Annotated in this window: 12 protein-coding genes; 2 read left to right on the top strand and 10 right to left on the bottom strand. The window is 68.9% G+C overall.

From position 1 onward, the window contains the following. Positions 1-39: 39 nt before the first annotated feature. From ACY34J_RS19630 to ACY34J_RS19610, 5 genes are all read right to left on the bottom strand, one after another. Positions 40-2478 (bottom strand): GcvT family protein, encoded by a 2439-nt coding sequence (locus tag ACY34J_RS19630; RefSeq protein WP_462727758.1) that lies wholly within the window; start codon positions 2476-2478, stop codon positions 40-42. Between the two features lie 362 nt (positions 2479-2840). Then, on the bottom strand, positions 2841-3839 hold the full coding sequence (locus ACY34J_RS19625) for an ABC transporter substrate-binding protein (RefSeq protein ID WP_462727759.1): 999 nt from the start codon (positions 3837-3839) through the stop codon (positions 2841-2843). A 45-nt stretch (positions 3840-3884) separates the two neighbouring features. After that, positions 3885-5876 carry an ABC transporter permease gene (locus tag ACY34J_RS19620; protein ID WP_462727760.1) on the bottom strand — a complete coding sequence of 664 codons (1992 nt, stop codon included), beginning with the start codon at positions 5874-5876 and terminating at the stop codon, positions 3885-3887. Then, positions 5876-6958: a quaternary amine ABC transporter ATP-binding protein gene (locus ACY34J_RS19615; protein WP_462727761.1), complete on the bottom strand. Its 1083-nt coding sequence runs from the start codon at positions 6956-6958 to the stop codon at positions 5876-5878. Before ACY34J_RS19615 ends, ACY34J_RS19620 begins: the two co-directional genes overlap by 1 nt. A gap of 131 nt (positions 6959-7089) precedes the next feature. Continuing rightward, entirely contained in the window at positions 7090-8559 is a 1470-nt protein-coding gene (locus ACY34J_RS19610; RefSeq protein WP_462727762.1) for an aldehyde dehydrogenase family protein, read from the bottom strand. Between the two features lie 225 nt (positions 8560-8784). Between ACY34J_RS19610 and purU the strand changes: the two genes are divergently transcribed. Next, on the top strand, positions 8785-9657 hold the full coding sequence (purU, locus tag ACY34J_RS19605; RefSeq protein WP_462727763.1) for a formyltetrahydrofolate deformylase: 873 nt from the start codon (positions 8785-8787) through the stop codon (positions 9655-9657). A 68-nt stretch (positions 9658-9725) separates the two neighbouring features. Here purU and ACY34J_RS19600 read toward each other — a convergent pair whose 3' ends face one another. Together ACY34J_RS19600 and betA are read right to left on the bottom strand one after the other, a co-directional pair. Further along, on the bottom strand, positions 9726-10607 hold the full coding sequence (locus ACY34J_RS19600) for a methylenetetrahydrofolate reductase (protein ID WP_462727764.1): 882 nt from the start codon (positions 10605-10607) through the stop codon (positions 9726-9728). A gap of 16 nt (positions 10608-10623) precedes the next feature. Next, a complete protein-coding gene (betA, locus tag ACY34J_RS19595) occupies positions 10624-12327 on the bottom strand; it encodes a choline dehydrogenase (protein ID WP_462727765.1) in 1704 nt (567 codons plus the stop codon). A gap of 182 nt (positions 12328-12509) precedes the next feature. Here betA and ACY34J_RS19590 point away from each other — a divergent pair, with 182 nt between their 5' ends. Continuing rightward, positions 12510-13307: an IclR family transcriptional regulator gene (locus ACY34J_RS19590; RefSeq protein WP_462727766.1), complete on the top strand. Its 798-nt coding sequence runs from the start codon at positions 12510-12512 to the stop codon at positions 13305-13307. A gap of 49 nt (positions 13308-13356) precedes the next feature. Here the strand turns inward: ACY34J_RS19590 and ACY34J_RS19585 are convergent, their stop codons facing one another. The 3 genes from ACY34J_RS19585 to ACY34J_RS19575 all read right to left on the bottom strand — a co-directional run bounded on the left by ACY34J_RS19585 (position 13357) and on the right by ACY34J_RS19575 (position 16160). Then, positions 13357-14490 (bottom strand): aromatic ring-hydroxylating oxygenase subunit alpha, encoded by a 1134-nt coding sequence (locus ACY34J_RS19585; protein ID WP_462727767.1) that lies wholly within the window; start codon positions 14488-14490, stop codon positions 13357-13359. Between the two features lie 108 nt (positions 14491-14598). Continuing rightward, positions 14599-15789: an NAD(P)/FAD-dependent oxidoreductase gene (locus tag ACY34J_RS19580; protein WP_462727768.1), complete on the bottom strand. Its 1191-nt coding sequence runs from the start codon at positions 15787-15789 to the stop codon at positions 14599-14601. Further along, positions 15786-16160, bottom strand: a complete 375-nt coding sequence (locus ACY34J_RS19575; RefSeq protein WP_462727769.1) for a bifunctional 3-phenylpropionate/cinnamic acid dioxygenase ferredoxin subunit — start codon at positions 16158-16160, stop codon at positions 15786-15788. Before ACY34J_RS19575 ends, ACY34J_RS19580 begins: the two co-directional genes overlap by 4 nt. Positions 16161-16306 lie beyond the last annotated feature (146 nt).

Raw genomic sequence — 16306 nt, 5'->3', positions numbered from 1 at the left:
AGGGGTCTGCGGAAGGGGAAGCAGTAGGACGGCTGCCGGCTAGCCCCGCAGCCGGGACATCGACGGGTCGAACAGCGGCTCTTCGGCGACGACCGCGGGGACGCGCTGGTCGAAGTAGCCGATGTGCAGGGTGCGGCCGGTTGTCGCCAGCTCGGCGGGCAGCCACGCGTAGGCGATGCCCTTGCCGATCGTGTAGCCATATGCGGCGCTGGTGACGTAGCCGGCCGGCCGGTCGCCGTCGTAGACGGGCTCCTTGCCCATGACGACGGCGCGCGGGTCGTCGATGGTCAGGCAGGTGAGGCGGCGGCGTACGTCGGCCGCGCGCCGCTCCAGCGCCGCCCGCCCGATGAAGTCGCCCTTGTCCATCTTCACGGCGAAGCCGACGCCGGCCTCGTACGGGTCGTGCTCGTAGGTCATGTCGGTGCCGAAGGCGCGGTAGCCCTTCTCCAGGCGCAGGCTGTTGAAGGCGCCGCGCCCGGCGGCGATTCCGCCGTACGGGCGCGCGGCCTCCCAGAGCGTGTCCCACAGCTTCAGGCCCATGTCGGCGGTCGTGTACAGCTCCCAGCCGAGCTCGCCGACGTAGGACAGCCGCATGGCGGTGACGGGTACCGACCCGATGTAGGCACGCTTGGCCCGGAAGTACTTCAGGCCGTCATTGGAGAAGTCGCTGTCGGCGAGCGGCTGGAGGACCTCGCGCGCCTTGGGTCCCCACAGCCCGATACAGCACGTGCCCGCGGTGATGTCGCGGACGGCGACCGAGCTGTCGTCCGGCAGGTGCCGGGTGAGCCAGTCCAGGTCCAGGTTGCCGTTGGCGCCGACCTGGAAGTGGTCGCGGCCGAGCCGGGCGACGGTGATGTCGCTCCGGATCCCGCCATCGTGGTCGAGCATCAGGGTGTACGTGACCGAGCCGATGGACTTGTCGACGTTGGCGGTGGTCATGCGCTGGAGGAACGCGGCGGCCCCGCGCCCGGTGACCTCGAGGCGCTTCAGCGCGGTCATGTCGTACATCGCGACGCTCTCGCGGGTGGCGTGGGCCTCGGCGCCGACGATGGGCGACCAGTAGCGCGCGGCCCAGTCGTTCGGGGTCGGGATCTCCCGCCCGGTCAGCAGGGGCTCGTTGGCGGCGTACCACTGCGGCCGCTCCCAGCCGGAGGCCTCCAGGAAGTACGCGCCGAGCTCCTGCTGGCGGGGGTGGAAGGGGCTGGTGCGCAGGGGGCGGGGCGCACCAGCCGGCTGGAGGGGGTGCAGGATGTCGTAGACCTCGACGAAGTTCTGACGGTCGCGCGCCAGCACATAGTCGGGGGCCAGCTGGTGCGGTTCGAAGCGGTTGACGTCGCACTCGTGCAGGTCGAACGAGGAGCAGTGGCCGTCGACGAGCCATTCGGCCACGGCGCGGCCGACGCCGGCGGAGTGCGTGACCCAGACCGCCTCGGCCACCCAGAAGCCCTTCACCTCGGGCGATTCGCCGAGCAGCGGCATGCCGTCGGTGGTGAACGAGAAGAGCCCGTTGATGCCTTCCTCGACCTTTGCCTCGCGGGTCGCGGGCAGCAGGGACCGGGTCTCGGTCCAGGCGTCGGCGAAGTCGTCCTCGGTGAAGCGGAGGACAGAGGGCATCTGCTCGGCGGCGTCGACGGAGAGGATGTCGTCGGGGGCGACGGGCATGGGGCGGTGACCGTAGTAGCCGATGCCGAGCCGGTCGAAGCGGTCGCGGTAGTACAGGTCGGCGTCCTGGTGGCGCAGGATCGGGCGTACGGCCTCCTGCGTCTGCCCGGCGAGCGCCGGCACGGGCCCAGTCCAGGCCAGCTGGTGGGCCAGCGGGGTCAGGGGCAGGTTCATGCCGGCCATGCGGGCGACCTTGGGGCCCCAGATACCGGCGCAGCACACGACGATGTCCGCGGGGATCGCGCCCTGGTCGGTGACGACGGCGCCGACGCGGCCGGACTCGGTACGGATGTCGAGGACTTCGTGGCGGCCCAGGACCCGTACGCCGCGGGCCTTGGCGGCGCGGAGCTGAGCTTCGACCGCGAGGACGGCCTTGGCCAGGCCGTCGGTGGGAATCAGCAGGCCGCCGAGCACGCGCTCGCGGCTGACCAGTGGGTGCAGTTCGACGCACTCGTCCGGGCCCAGCAGCCGGGCCTCGACGCCCCAGGAGGTCACCCAGCCGTGGCGGCGGTGGAGTTCGGCCAGGCGCTCGGGGGTGGTGGCGATCTCGAGGCCGCCGACCTGGAGGAAGCAGGGCTGCCCGTCGACGTCGAGAGAGCTGAGCTTCTCGACGGTGTAGCGGGCCAGTTCGGTCATGGTCTTCGAAGGGTTGGTCTGGAACACCAGGCCCGGAGCGTGGGACGACGACCCGCCGGTGGCGGGCAGCGGGCCCTGGTCGACGACCGTCACCTCGGTCCAGCCACGGGAGGACAGTTCGTCGGCCAGCGCCGCCCCTACGACGCCCGCTCCGATGATGACCACGCGCGGTCCCGCCATCGCATAACCTCCGGTTGCTGTGAGCGCAACATGCTTCAGGTTGCGCAACTCACAGTGCCGGGCCCCCACAGCGGTGTCAAGGGCCCTGAACAGGCCCGCTGAGAAGGCAATTTCAGCCCCGGGAAAAGAGGGCCGCAGACAGGCACGCGAGCACGCCAAAGGGCGCGCCGGCGCCGGGTCTGGGGGCACCGCCCAGCGGTAGTCCCCCTGGGCCTGACGGGCCGGGTGGGGGCGCCCCAGCGGTAGCTGGGGGGAGTGCCCCCAGGGGGAGCCCGGAGGTGAGCCGAGCACCAAAGACGCAGCCCGGCGGGCTGCTGGGCAGCCCGCCGGGCAGGGAACGGCGTGGGTTGAAGGCTCCTGGATCAGCTCTTTCCGAGCCAGGCGTCGACCTTGTCGCGGTTGTCCTTCACCCACTTCTCCGCGGCCTTGTCGGGCGACATCTTGTCCTGCGCGATGTACTTCGCCACGATGTTCTGATCCTCGTTCGTCCACTTGAAGTTCTTCACCAGCTTGTAGGCCGGGCTGCCGGAGGCGGCGAACTTCTTACTGACGATCTTGTCCAGGGCGTATTCGGGATAGTCGCAGGCGACCTTTTCCGGCTTGGCGTCGCAACCGTCCTTGTACGGCGGCAGGTTCACCTTCACGAGCTTGATCTCCGAGAAGAGCCACTGCGGCTCGTAGAAGTACCCCAGCACCGGTGTCTTCTTCTGTTCGGCCTGGCGGAACGCCTGGATCAGCGCGGCCTCGCTGCCGGCGTACACCACCTTGTAGTCCAGCTTCAGATTCTTCACCAGCGCGGCGTCGTTGGTGACGAACGAGGGGTCCCCGTCGAGCAGCTGACCCTTGCTGCCGGATTCGGAGGTCTTCAGGAGCTTCGCGTACTTGTTGAGGTTCTTCCAGTCGGTGATGTCCGGGTACTTCTTCGCCATCCACGGCGGCACATACCAGCCGATGACGCCCTTGTTGCCCGTCTCACCGGCGGAGACAGCCGTCTTCTGATCTTCTATGTACTTCTTCATCAGATCCGGGTGGCCCCAGTTCTCGACGATCGCGTCGACCTCACCGGTGCCGAAGCCCTGCCAGGCGACCTCTTCCTTCAGGTCCTTCTTCGTCACCTTGCAGCCGAGTTCCTTCTCCGCGACATACGCGATGACGGCCGCGTTGGCCTCGTAGCCGACCCAGGGGTTGATCGCGAGATTGAACGTGCCGCACTTGCCCGCGCCTCCGCCCGAGCCCGAGGCCGACTCGCCGACCTTCGCGCCGCCGCAGCCGCTGACCGCGAGGGCGAGCGCCGCAAGACCGGCCAGACCGGCCCTCCGCCGCCCGCGCCCTCTGATGATGTTCTTTACTTGCCGTTGCACGTGCTCTCCTGCCCTTTCTGCATAGCCTTGCCCCGGCGCTCGGCCTCAGCGCGCGCGAGGCGCCCTTCCGGCCCGGTGCGCCGCCGCTTGAGTAATCCGGTCGAACATCACGCCGAGCAGGACGATTGCCAGTCCCGCCGCCAGGCCCTTGCCGTACAGCTGGCCCTGCGAGAAGCCGGCGACAACGTTGTAGCCGAGGGCGCCGGCCCCCACCAGTCCGCCCACCACGACCATCGACAGCACATAGATCAGGCCCTGGTTGGTCGCCAGTGTCAGCGCGCTGCGGGACATCGGCAGCTGCACCTTGGTGATGAGCTGCCAGGTACTGGAGCCGGCCGCCGTTGCCGCCTCCACGGTCGTCACCGGTACCGCGCGCACCCCGTCCGCGATGATTTTGATCGCCACGGGGGCGGCGAAGACGATCGCGGCGACGATGGCGGTGAAGCGGGTCGCCCCGAACAGCGCCAGAATCGGCACCAGATAGACGAAGGCGGGCATCGTCTGCCCGGCATCGAGCGCGGGCCGGATCAGCCGGTCGGCCAGGGCGCTGCGCCCCATCCACACCCCGATCACCACGCCGAGAGCCATCACGATGACGGTGGCCACCAGGCTCGAGGCGAGCGTTGTCATGCTGTCCCGCCACAGGCCCGACGCGAGGATCAGCGCCACGCACACCGCCGCCGTAACCCCCGCGCGCCACCCGCCGAGCAGAGCGCCGACCGATACCAGGACCGCGCCCACGAGCCACCACGGGGATCCGGTCAGCAGCGCCTCGAAGGGGTTGAGCAGCAGCGTGGTGATCACATCGCGCAGACCGTTGGTCACCCCGGAGAAGCTGCCCTGCACCCACTGCGTGACGGAGTCGGCCGTACGGGCGATGGCACTGCCCAGATCGATGGTGTCGGGGAACTCCGCTGCCCAGACGTAGGTGTGCGACAGCCAGACACAGACGGCGGTCACGGCCCCGCCGGCCAGCAGCAGCGGGCGACGCCACGCCTGGGTACGCCCGCCTCGGCGGCGGGTGTTCTCCACCCTTACGCTCGCCGCGGTCGTGACCCGGTCGAGCACGATGGCCATGACGACGATGGCGAGCCCGGAGTTGAAGGCCACGCCGACATCCAGCGTCTCCAGCGCCTTGATGACCGTCTTGCCCAGCCCCGGCGCGTCGATGAGCGCCGCGATGGTGACCATGGACAGCGCGGCCATGATGGTCTGGTTCACGCCCAGCACGATCGTGCGCTTCGACATCGGCAGCAGCACCTTGGTAAGCGTCTGCCGCCGGGTCGAGCCCAGCGACTCGGCCGCCTCGACCGTCGTCTCCGGCACCCCGCGGATGGCGTGAGCGGTGATGCGTACGGCCGGGGGCGTCGCGTAGATCAGCGTGGCGATGGTGGCGGACGCCGGGCCGATGAGGAAGAACAGGGTGAGCGGGGCGAGATAGACGAACGTCGGCATCGTCTGCATGAAGTCCAGCACCGGAGTGACGATGCGGCCCACCCGGTCCGAGAGCCCGGCCCACAGGCCAAGCGGGATACCGATGAGCAGGGAGACCAGGACAGCCGCCAGGGTGAGGGCGAGGGTGTCCATGCTCTCCTGCCACAGCCCCTGCAGCCCGAAGAGGACGAAGCCGGCCACGGCCAGCGCCGCGACGCGCAGATTGCCGAGCGCCCAGGAGACGTAACCGACGATGGCGACCACGCCCAGCCAGCCGATCACGGGCACCGGCCGTCCGAACGACGCCTGGGAGATCAGGGCCTGGATGAAGGTGACCAGGTTGTCGATGACCAGCCGGATCTCATTGAAGAAGTAGAGGAAGACCGGGTTGCTGTTGCGATTGGCGCCGACAGCGTCATTGATGTCATTGAACTCGCGGTGCAGCGGCGTCAGATCGGCCGTGCCCAGGGGGAGGGTGTCGATGCCGCGCAGAATGAACCAGAGTATCACCCAGAGCGCGAGGATCGCGGCCACGGCGAGCGGGCGGCCGCCGCGACGCAGCGGCGACACGGGCCGCGCCGCGGCCTCTGCGAGGACCGCCATCACGCACCGCCCTCGGAACCGGCCACGACAGCCAGGATCTCCTCGTCGCCGACGATGCCCAGCAGCCGGCCGTTCTCCACGACCTTCACCGGCTTGTCGGCGGCGAGCACCGCACGGGTGGCCTCGCGTACCACGACGTCCGGGGCGAGTTCCGGCCCGTCGAGGCTGTCCTCCGGCCGCGCGTCACGCATGATCCAGCGCAGGGTGAGCACATCCGCGCGCGGGACATCCGACACGAACTCCCGTACGTAGTCGTCGGCGGGCGCGCCGACCAGCTCGTCGCCGGTGCCGCACTGGACCGTCTGGCCGTCGCGCATGATAAGGATGCGGTCGCCGAGTTTGAGCGCCTCGGACAGATCGTGGGTGATGAACACCATCGTCTTTCCGACTTCGTGGTGCAGCCGGATGACCTCGTTCTGCATGTCCCGGCGGATCAGCGGGTCGAGCGCCGAGAACGGCTCGTCGAAGAAGAGGACGTCCGGGTCGCCGGCCAGGGCCCGGGCGAGTCCGACGCGCTGCTGCATACCGCCGGAGAGCTGGTCGGGGTAGGAGTGCTCGTACCCGGCGAGTCCGACGAGCTCCACGACCTCCTGGGCCCGCTTGGTGCGCTCGGCCTTGGCCGTACCGCGGATCTCCAGCCCGTACGCCACGTTGTCGATGACCCGGCGGTGCGGCAGCAGCCCGAAGTGCTGGAAGACCATGGAGAACTTGCGGCGCCGCAGCTCGCGCAGCCGCTTCTCGTCCGCGCCGCGGATGTCCTCGCCCTCGAAGACCACCTCGCCGGCGGTCGGTTCGATCAGCCGGGTCAGACATCGCACCAGCGTGGACTTGCCCGAGCCGGACAGGCCCATGACGACGAAGACCTCACCCGGCGAGACATCGAAGCTCACATCGCGGACGGCCGCGGTGCAGCCGGTCCGGTGCATCAGCTCGCGGCGGGTGAGGCCGCAGAGTTCGGGCGAGCGGGGCACCTGTGCCGCCTTGGGCCCGAAGACCTTCCACAGGTCGCGTACGGAGATCACCGGGGGCTTGTCCCCGGACGCACTCCGCGGCGACGGCACTTCTGTCTGTGTTGCGGTCACTTTCGCCCTCTCCTGGGATGGCACGGCCGCGCGGCCCGGTTTTCCGGGGCTTCCGCGCCGGGGTTGTCTCCCGCCCACCCATGGTGTTTTGTGGGTATTTGGGCGGGAAGCGCGCGCCCTGGGTGTGCTGCTCAGCTGCGGAACCAGTGCTGCGGCCGGGGTTGGATGTTGTGCCAAATATGCTTGGGTTCGCGGTATTCCTCCAGACCCGTGGGCCCCAGCTCCCGGCCCAGCCCCGAGTGTCCAAAGCCGCCCCACTCCGCTTGCGGGACGTACGGGTGGTAGTCGTTGATCCAGACCGTGCCGTGCCGCAGGCGCCGGGCGACCCGCTGGGCCTTGCCCGCGTCCTGGGTCCACACCGCGCCCGCGAGCCCGTATTCGGTGTCGTTGGCGATCCGCACGGCGTCATCCTCGTCCGTGAAGCGCTCCACGGTGAGGACGGGGCCGAAGGACTCCTCGTGCACCACGCGCATGTCCTGGCGGCACTCATCCAGCACGGTCGGCAGGTAGTAGAAGCCTCCCGCGAGGGCGGGATCGTCGGGCCGGGAGCCGCCACAGCGCAGTACCGCTCCCTCGGCCAGGCCCGTGGCGACATACTCCTCGACCTTCGCACGGTGCTGTGCGGAGATCAGCGGCCCGGTCTCGGCGTCCGGGTCGAAGGGTCCGCCCAGCCTGATCTGCCGGGCGCGCCGTACGACTTCGTCGAGCAAGGCGTCGTGGATGGAGTCCTCGACGACGAGTCGGGCGCCGGCGGAGCAGACCTGGCCGGAGTGGACGAAGACGGCGGTGAGGGCGAAGTCCACGGCCGTCTCGAAGTCGGCGTCGGCGAAGATGACGTTGGGGTTCTTGCCGCCGAGTTCCAGGGCGATCTTTTTGACCGTGGCGGATGCGGCGGCCATGATCCGCTTGCCTGTCTCCAGCCCGCCGGTGAACGACACCATGTCGACGTCGGGGTGCTCCGAGAGGGGCGCCCCTACCTCGGGGCCGGCGCCCAGGACCAGGTTCGCGACGCCCGTCGGCAGCCCGGCCTCCTCCAGCGCGCGCATCAGCAGGATGGAGGTCGACGGCGTGAGCTCGCTGGGCTTGAGGACGATGGTGTTGCCGGCGGCGAGGGCGGGCGCGACCTTCCACGCCGCCTGCAGCAGCGGGTAATTCCACGGGGTGATGAGCCCGCACACGCCGACCGGCTCGTAGACGACGCGGCTGATGGCGTCGGTGCGGCCGGTGTCGACGACGCGGCCGGCGCTGGTGCCCGCGATCCCGCCGAAGTAGCGGAAGCAGGCGACGACATCGGCGATGTCGTACTCGCTCTCCACCAGGCGCTTGCCGGTGTCGAGCGATTCGGCGCGGGCGAACTCCTTCGCGTCGCGCTCGATGATGTCGGCAGTGCGCAGCAGCAGGGCGCCGCGCTCACGCTCGGGAGTGCCGGGCCAGGGACCCCGGTCGAAGGCGCGGCGGGCCGCGGCAATGGCGGCCTCGGTGTCGGCGCGCGTGCCCTCGGAAACTTTTGCGATTAGAACGCCGTCTGCGGGGCAGCGGATCTCTCGGTGGTCACCTGCCACCGCCTCGCGCCATGCGCCGTCGAGATAGAGATCTGCCACGCGTGGAGCCCTTCCTGTAACGGGGGACTTTCGTTGCGTATCACGCATTAAATTGCTCGTGGTGGAACACCTTGGTCCACTCCGCCGACGTACGTCAAGGGTTTGTACAGCCGTTTCTCCACCATGGCACATTGCCTCAGACCTCTTGACCCGCATTGTCAACCGGCTCGACGATGTTGCGTATCGCTCACCCTGTTGTGCAATGCGCATCAACGGAGGATGCTTATGTCTCCTCGACCGCAGCCCGGCCGCGAATTCGTCCTCACCCTCTCGTGTCCGGACCGGGCCGGCCTCGTCCACGCCGTCAGCGGCTACCTGGTACGCCACGGTGGCAACATCCTGGAGAGCCAGCAGTTCGACGACCGGCTGCAGGACCGCTTCTTCATGCGGGTGCACTTTGAGGTCTCGGAGCCGAACACTGCGCTGGAGGAATTGCGTTCAGGTTTCGGGCCTGTGGCCGAGGCGTTCCAGATCTCCTGGCAGCTGCACGACGCGTCGACCCCGACCCGTACGCTGATCATGGTCTCGAAGTTCGGGCACTGTCTGAACGACCTGCTCTTCCGCAAGAGCACCGGCGCCCTCAACATCGATGTGCCGGCGATCGTCTCCAATCACCGTGATTTCGAGCCGCTTGCCCAGAGTTACGGCATTCCCTTCCATCACATCCCCGTGACTGCGCAGACGAAGGCCGAGGCCGAGGCCCGGCTGATGCAACTCGTCGACGAACTGAGGGTCGATCTGGTGGTACTCGCCCGCTATATGCAGATCCTCTCGGACGACCTGTGCAAGCAGCTGGACGGCCGGGCGATCAACATCCACCACTCCTTTCTGCCGAGCTTCAAGGGGGCGCGGCCGTGCGTTCAGGCGCATGAGCGCGGCGTGAAGCTGGTCGGGGCCACGGCGCACTACGTCACCCCGGATCTGGACGAGGGCCCGATCATCGAGCAGGACGTGGTGCGTGTGGACCACGCACATGACCCGGATGAGCTGGTCGCCGTTGGCCGGGACGTGGAGGCGCGGGTGCTGGCGCGTGCGGTGGAGTGGCACAGCGAGAGCCGTGTGATGGTCAACGACAACCGCACGGTGGTTTTTCGTTAGTTCCCTGCCCACCCACTCCCGACAAAAGGGGCGGGTGGGCGGGAACGACCGCGCCGAAGGCGCGATGCTCAGCCGCCGAGGCGGTCCACCATGGCCCGCCGCCAGCGCTCGGTCTCCGCAACCTGGTTGAACGTAAAGACGTGCAGCCCCGCCACCAGCGCCCCAGGCGCGGTGAGCGCCGCGACGCTCCGGCGCAGCAGCCTCTCAGGCGAGTACCCGCCCGGCGCCGCGAAGCGCAGAAACCACGAGGCATGCCGGGTCAGGAACTTCGCCGACTCACCGACGCCGATCTTCGTCGCCATCGACAGCAGCTTCGCCCGCTCCACGGGCCCGGCGACACCCACCCGCACGGGCAACGAGACATGCCGCCGCCGCACTCGCGCGACCCATCCACCCAGCACCTTCGGATCGAAACACACGTTGCTGACGATGTACGTGGCATGCGGCTGCTTGTCCCACATCGACTGCACGGTGACATCGTCGTCGATGCGCGGATGGCTCTCCGGGTAGCCGGTGATGCCGACCTGCGCAAACGGGCTGCCCATCTCGCTCAGCCTGCGCAGCACGGGCAGGGCCGCGTCGTACGGGCCCACCGGCGGATCCGCGTCGCCGCCGGGCACGAACACATCCTCCACTCCGGCTTCCAGGAGCCGGGCGACGATGTCCGCCAAGTGCGCCTCGTCGGCGATCATCCGGGCGGGCAGGTGCGGGACGACGCGGTAACCGTGCCCGGCCAGTCGCATGACCAGCCGCAGTGTCGGGTCGAGCCCCTTGGCCGGTGACGCGGTGACCGTCACCGGCACCTCCACGGGGACGTGCCGCAGCACCTGCTCCTCGGTGGACTTCGTCGGCAGGACTTCGTACCTGACCCTGCGCAGCAGCTCCGGCAAGCCCCCGACGACGGGGGCAGGGGCCTGCACGGCACCGTCGTGATACGGCGTCAGCCGCATGGCCTGGCCCTCCCGCTCAGGCGGTCCTTGGGCGCTGCCCCTGCTCTGCGTCGCGACGGGGCCGGTGGGACCGGTGGGAACGGTAAAATTCAGCCTTCGACGGCGGCAGCGGGGTGTTGCCCAGAATCAGATCGGCCGACTTCTCCGCGATCATCATCACCGGCGCGTAGATGTTGCCGTTGGTGATGTACGGCATCACGGACGCGTCCACGACGCGCAGCCCGCCCAGGCCATGGACGCGCATGTTCGTCGGGTCGACCACGGCCATGTCGTCGGTGCCCATCTTGCAGGTGCAGGACGGGTGCAGAGCGGTCTCGCCCTCCTTCGCCACCCAGTCCAGGATCTCCTCATCGGTCCGCACCGTGGGCCCGGGCGAGATCTCACCGCCGTTGTAGGGGTCCAGAGCGGGCTGGCCCAGGATCTCGCGGGCCACGCGGATCGCCTCCACCCACTCCCGGCGGTCCTGCTCGGTGGACAGGTAGTTGAAGCGCAGCGCCGGGTGCTCGTACGGATCCTTGCTCTTGATCTTCACCGAGCCGACGGCGTCGGAGTACATGGGTCCGACGTGCACCTGGTAGCCGTGCCCACCGGACGGCGCGGAGCCGTCGTAGCGGACCGCGATCGGCAGGAAGTGGAACATCAGGTTGGGGTACTCGACGTCCTCGTTGCTGCGCGCGAAGCCACCGGCCTCAAAGTGGTTTGTGGCACCCGGGCCCTTGCGGAACAGCCACTGCAGCCCGACCCACGGCCGGTGCCGCCACTTCAGATACGGCTGCATGGAGACCGGCTGCTTGCAGGCGTACTGGACGTACACCTCCAGGTGGTCCTGAAGGTTCTCCCCCACGCCCGGCAGGTGGTGCACCGGGTCGATGCCCAGCGCACGCAGCTCATCGCCGTTGCCGACGCCGGAGAGCTGCAGCAGCTGGGGGGAGTTGATCGCACCGCCGCACAGGATGACCTCGCCGGCGCGCACCTGCTGGGGCGCCCCGCGGCCGCGGCGGTACTCCACCCCGACCGCCCGCTTGCCCTCGAAGAGCACCCGCGTGACATGGGCCCGGGTCCGCACGGTCAAGTTGGGCCGGTTCATGACCGGATGGAGGTACGCCCGCGCCGCCGACAACCGCCGCCCACGGTGAACATTACGGTCGAAAGGAGCGAATCCCTCCTGGCGATAGCCGTTGACGTCATCGGTCAGCGGGTAGCCGGCCTGCTGGCACGCTTCCAGGAAGGCGGGGAACAGCGGACTGGAGGCCGGGCCCCGCTCGAGTACGAGAGGACCGGAGTGGCCACGGAACTCGTCCTCGGGGTCTGCGGCGAGACAGGTCTCCATCCGGTTGAAGTACGGCAGGCAGTGCGCGTAGTCCCAGGTTTCCATGCCCGGGCCGGACGCCCAGCGCTCGTAGTCCAGTGGATTGCCGCGCTGGAAGATCATGCCGTTGATGCTGCTGGATCCGCCGAGTACCTTGCCGCGTGCGTGGAAGATACGGCGGCCGTGCATGTGCGGCTCCGGCTCGGACTCGTACTTCCAGTCGTAGAACCGGCTGCCGATGGGGAACGGGAGCGCCGCGGGCATATGGATGAAGACGTCCCACAGGTAGTCGGGCCGGCCCGCTTCGAGCACCAGAACGCGATTGCCCGGATCCGCGGAGAGGCGGTTGGCCAGTGCACTGCCGGCCGAACCGCCGCCGACGATGACGAAGTCGTAACTCGTGGACCCCATCGCTGCCTCCGTCTCTCCCAGCTCTGGGCCGGGGGCGCCCCAGCCGCCGATACGGCGGGCATGCTAGTACGGGTAGCGCTATATGCACCAGGTTGCGGTCAACGCAACTTTCCGGAGGTGGCCACAGACGGTTCCGGTCGCCACTATCCCCCTATGTTGGTTACTGCGCGTATAGTTGCATCATGAGCAACGACAGTGCAGCTGTGGAAAGTCCAGGTCAACCCACAGGCGGGGTCCAGTCCGTCGACCGCGCGGTCAGCGTTCTGGAGATCCTCGCCCAGCGCGGTGAGGCAGGGGTCAGCGAAGTTGCCGCGGAGATCGACGTCCATAAATCGACCGCGTTCCGCCTGCTCGGGGCGCTGGAGGCACGCGGTCTTGTCGAGCAGGCGACCGAGCGGGGCAAGTACCGCCTCGGCTTTGGGATCGTGCGCCTGGCCGGTGCGGTCACGGGCCGTATCGACCTCACCCAGCAGGGCCGGCCGGTCTGCGAGCGCCTCGCGGAAGAGATCGGCGAGACGGTCAACATCGCGGTGATGCAGGAGAATTACGCGGTCAACCTGTATCAGGTGCGCGGCCCCGGCGCGGTCGCCGCTCACAACTGGGTGGGGCAGCTCACCCCGTTGCACGCCACCTCCAGCGGAAAGGTCCTGCTGGCTCACCTGCCCGCGCAGGAGCGTGCCGAACTGCTGGCGGAGTCCGGCCTGCGGAAGGTGACGCCCCGCACCGTGACCGCCAAGACGAAGCTCGAGAAGAATCTGGCGGAGGTCCGGGAGCGCGGGTACGCGGTGACGCTGGAGGAGTTCGAGATCGGGCTGCACGCCATGGCCACGCCCATCCGGTCCCGGGACGGCGAGGTCATCGCCGCGATCAGTGCGTCGGGACCGGCGTACCGTTTCACGGAGGAGCGCATCCACGAGCTCGCCCCGGTGCTGCTCAAGGGCGCGGAGGAGATCAGCCACCGCATGGGATACCTCGGCTGATCCACCGCCGCGCCTTCGAACCGTACCGGCCATGCGAGCCGACCCGAGCCTAGTGTGGCTGCCGTGTGCCGAGCCGGGCGCGCACCCAGTCGTGGAACTCTCCGATGTGGTGCTCGCTCGGCACCAGTACGCCGCCCTTGGCGTACAGCCGGGAGCTCATCGTCGGCTGGCAGCGCTCACAGGCGTCAAAGTCCTGCCGGTTGACGCGGTCGAAGAGTTCGACCGAGCGGCTGACGTCCTTGCCGCTGTCCACCACGTCCTTCAGGTACAGCCAGTCGCATTCGACGATGGTGCGGTCGACCGCGACGGGGAACATCCGGTGGAAGATCACATGGTCCGGCACCAGGTTGATGAACACCTGAGGCCGGACGGTGATGGCGTAGTAGCGGCGGTCCTGATCCTCGGCGACGGTCGGGATGCGGTCCAGGCCCTCGGAGCCGTCGACCGTGAATCCCTTGATGTCCTCGCCGAACTCGGCGCCGTGACCGACGAAGTACTGGGCCGCGTAACCGTCGGCGAACTCCGGGAGCACCTCGGTGAGTTCGGGGTGGATGGTGGCGCAGTGGTAGCACTCCATGAAGTTCTCGATGATGAGCTTCCAGTTCGCCTTCACGTCGTAGACGATCCGCTTGCCGATCGCGAGGTCGGCGATGTTGTACCGGTCGATCGACTCCACATCACCCAGGCGCGCGACGACATCTGCGATGACCTGCTCCTCGAAGGACGGCGGGTCCTCCGCCAGGCAGACCCAGACATAGCCGAGCCACTCGCGTACGGGAATGTTCACCAACCCGTACTCGGTGCGGCCGACGTCCGGCATCTTGGTGAGGTTGGGGGCAGCGACCAGCTTGCCCTGCAAGTCGTAGGTCCAGGCGTGGTAGGGGCATTGGAAGGCCCGCTTGACCTCACCGGATTCCTGGGTGCACAGCTTGGCGCCCCGGTGCCGGCACACATTGAAGAAGGCGCGTACGGCGTTGTCGCGGGAGCGGGTCACCAGGATGCTCTCGCGCCCCACGTCTATGGTCCGGAAGGCCCCCGGCTTGTCGAGCTCGGAGGAACGCGCCACGCAGAACCACATCGACTCGAAGATCCGCTCCTGCTCCTGACGGAAGATCTCCGGGGCGGTGTAGAAGTCGCCGGGAAGAGTGGCGATCAGGCTCTCCGGCAGGCTGGTCGTTGTCACAGGCACTCCTCGCAGGAGACGTTGTCATCGGGTCGTGCGAACGCACCGGTGGGAAGAGCGGTCAGGACGGTGGGGCGGAGCGCGCGCCGCGGTGTCGGAGCCGTCGGATCAGGCAGTGCCGGGAGCGCCGGCGGCTTCGGCGGCGGCCGAGGCCAACTGGCGGCGCCAGCGCATGAAGGGCTTCGGCCGGTTCATTCCCAGCACCGCGACCGGGCGACTCCCGCGCCGGTAAACGGCGAGGATGCTGCGGTCGTCCGGCGCCCCCTCCTCGATCGTCACGGCGTCGGCTTCGGCAGCGTGCCCGGCGAACTGGATCCGGACGCCGTACTGGTCGGACCAGAAGTACGGGGGCCGCGGCGGCTCGGGTACGGCCGTACCGCCCGAGAGCAGAGTGGCCACGGCCGCCGCGGGCCGCTCCCGTGCACCGGTCCAGTGCTCGACGCGCCGGTGCGCCCCGACCACCGGGTCGTACCAGGCCGCGCAGTCGCCGACCGCGACGACACCCGGGATGCTGGTCGCACCGGCGGCGTCGCAGCGCACACCGTTCTCCAGCGCCACGCCCGATTCCGCGAGCCACTCGACGCAGGGGCGGGCGCCCACCCCGACGACCACGGTGTCGGCCGGGAGGCTGCGGCCGTCCTCCAGCAGGACCGCCTCCACACGCTGCCGTCCGCTCAGCCCGCGTACGCCGACGCCGCACAGCAGCCGGACACCGTGGTCGGCGTGGAGAGCGGAGACGAGCTCGCCCATCGCCGCACCGAGCGGGCCTGCGAGCGGGGTCGGCGCGACCTCGACGACCGTGACGTGCAGCCCCACGCCGTGGGCGGTTGAGGCGACTTCGGCGCCGATGAAGCCGCCGCCGATGACGACCAGGGTGCCGCCGCGCGCCAGGTCCTCGCGCAGCGCACGAGCGTCGTCGAGCGTCCGCAGCACATGGACGCCTTCGAGACCGTCGCTCCCGGGCAGCGTACGGGCGGCCGCCCCGGTGGCGACCACGACGCCATCGGCGCGCACCGTACTGCCGTCCGCCAGCCGTATCGCGCGGTCGGCGCGGTCGAGCCCGACGGCACGGGCACCGAGCAGCCACTCCACCGCAAGGTCCTCATCGTCCGCCTCGAGTGCGAGGTCGGCTTCGTCCATGTCTCCGGCCAGAAACTCCTTCGACAACGGCGGCCTGTCATAAGGGCGGTGGGGCTCGTCACCGATGACGACGAGCCGTCCGTCGTAGCCCTGCTTGCGCAGCGCGCGGGCGGCCGACAGTCCGGCGAGCGATGCGCCGACCACGGCCACGCTCTTCACGCGACGCCCCCGGCCAGCCGGGCCACGACGCAGGGGCGGGCGGGACGCGGGAGGTTCGGGACGGCGCCGGAGACCAGGACGTAGATCATGCCGTCCTCGACGAACACCTGGTGGGTACGCACCGGAAGCCGGGCGGGCGGGGCATCCACGCTGCCGGTGCGCAGATCGAACTTCGAGGCGTGCAGGGGGCATTCGACCTCGCACCCCTCCAGCCAGCCGTCGGAGAGCGAAGCGTCCTGGTGAGTGCACGTGTCGTCGATGGCGTAGACCTCGCCGTCCTCGGTGTGGAACACCGCGATCGGCGGATCGTACTCGAGCCGGAAGGCCTCGCCTCGCGGCAGATCGGCGAGACGGCACACGGGAATCATCATGACCACCTCGGGTCGCTCGGTGCGTATAGCGAAACCAATTGCGGTTAACGCAACGCCAGTGTGAGGTCGGCCCTATGCCTTGTCAAGGAGCCGATCAGGACAGCGAAAAGGGGTGTTCGGGCATCGGGAAACACCCCCGCCATTGC

This window comes from Streptomyces sp. HSS9-12 (genome assembly GCF_054963655.1).
Note: the sequence above shows the minus strand (reverse complement) of the source record. Positions and strands in the feature narration are given on the sequence as shown.

Bases quoted from the DNA above. Each gene is read 5' to 3' on its own strand.
- ACY34J_RS19600 (WP_462727764.1), bottom strand. From the start codon at position 10,607: ATGCGGCTGACGCCGTATCACGACGGTGCCGTGCAGGCCCCTGCCCCC.
- ACY34J_RS19630 (WP_462727758.1), bottom strand. From the start codon at position 2,478: ATGGCGGGACCGCGCGTGGTCATCATCGGAGCGGGCGTCGTAGGGGCG.
- ACY34J_RS19620 (WP_462727760.1), bottom strand. From the start codon at position 5,876: ATGGCGGTCCTCGCAGAGGCCGCGGCGCGGCCCGTGTCGCCGCTGCGT.
- ACY34J_RS19575 (WP_462727769.1), bottom strand. From the start codon at position 16,160: ATGATGATTCCCGTGTGCCGTCTCGCCGATCTGCCGCGAGGCGAGGCC.
- betA (WP_462727765.1), bottom strand. From the start codon at position 12,327: ATGGGGTCCACGAGTTACGACTTCGTCATCGTCGGCGGCGGTTCGGCC.
- purU (WP_462727763.1), top strand. From the start codon at position 8,785: ATGTCTCCTCGACCGCAGCCCGGCCGCGAATTCGTCCTCACCCTCTCG.
- ACY34J_RS19590 (WP_462727766.1), top strand. From the start codon at position 12,510: ATGAGCAACGACAGTGCAGCTGTGGAAAGTCCAGGTCAACCCACAGGC.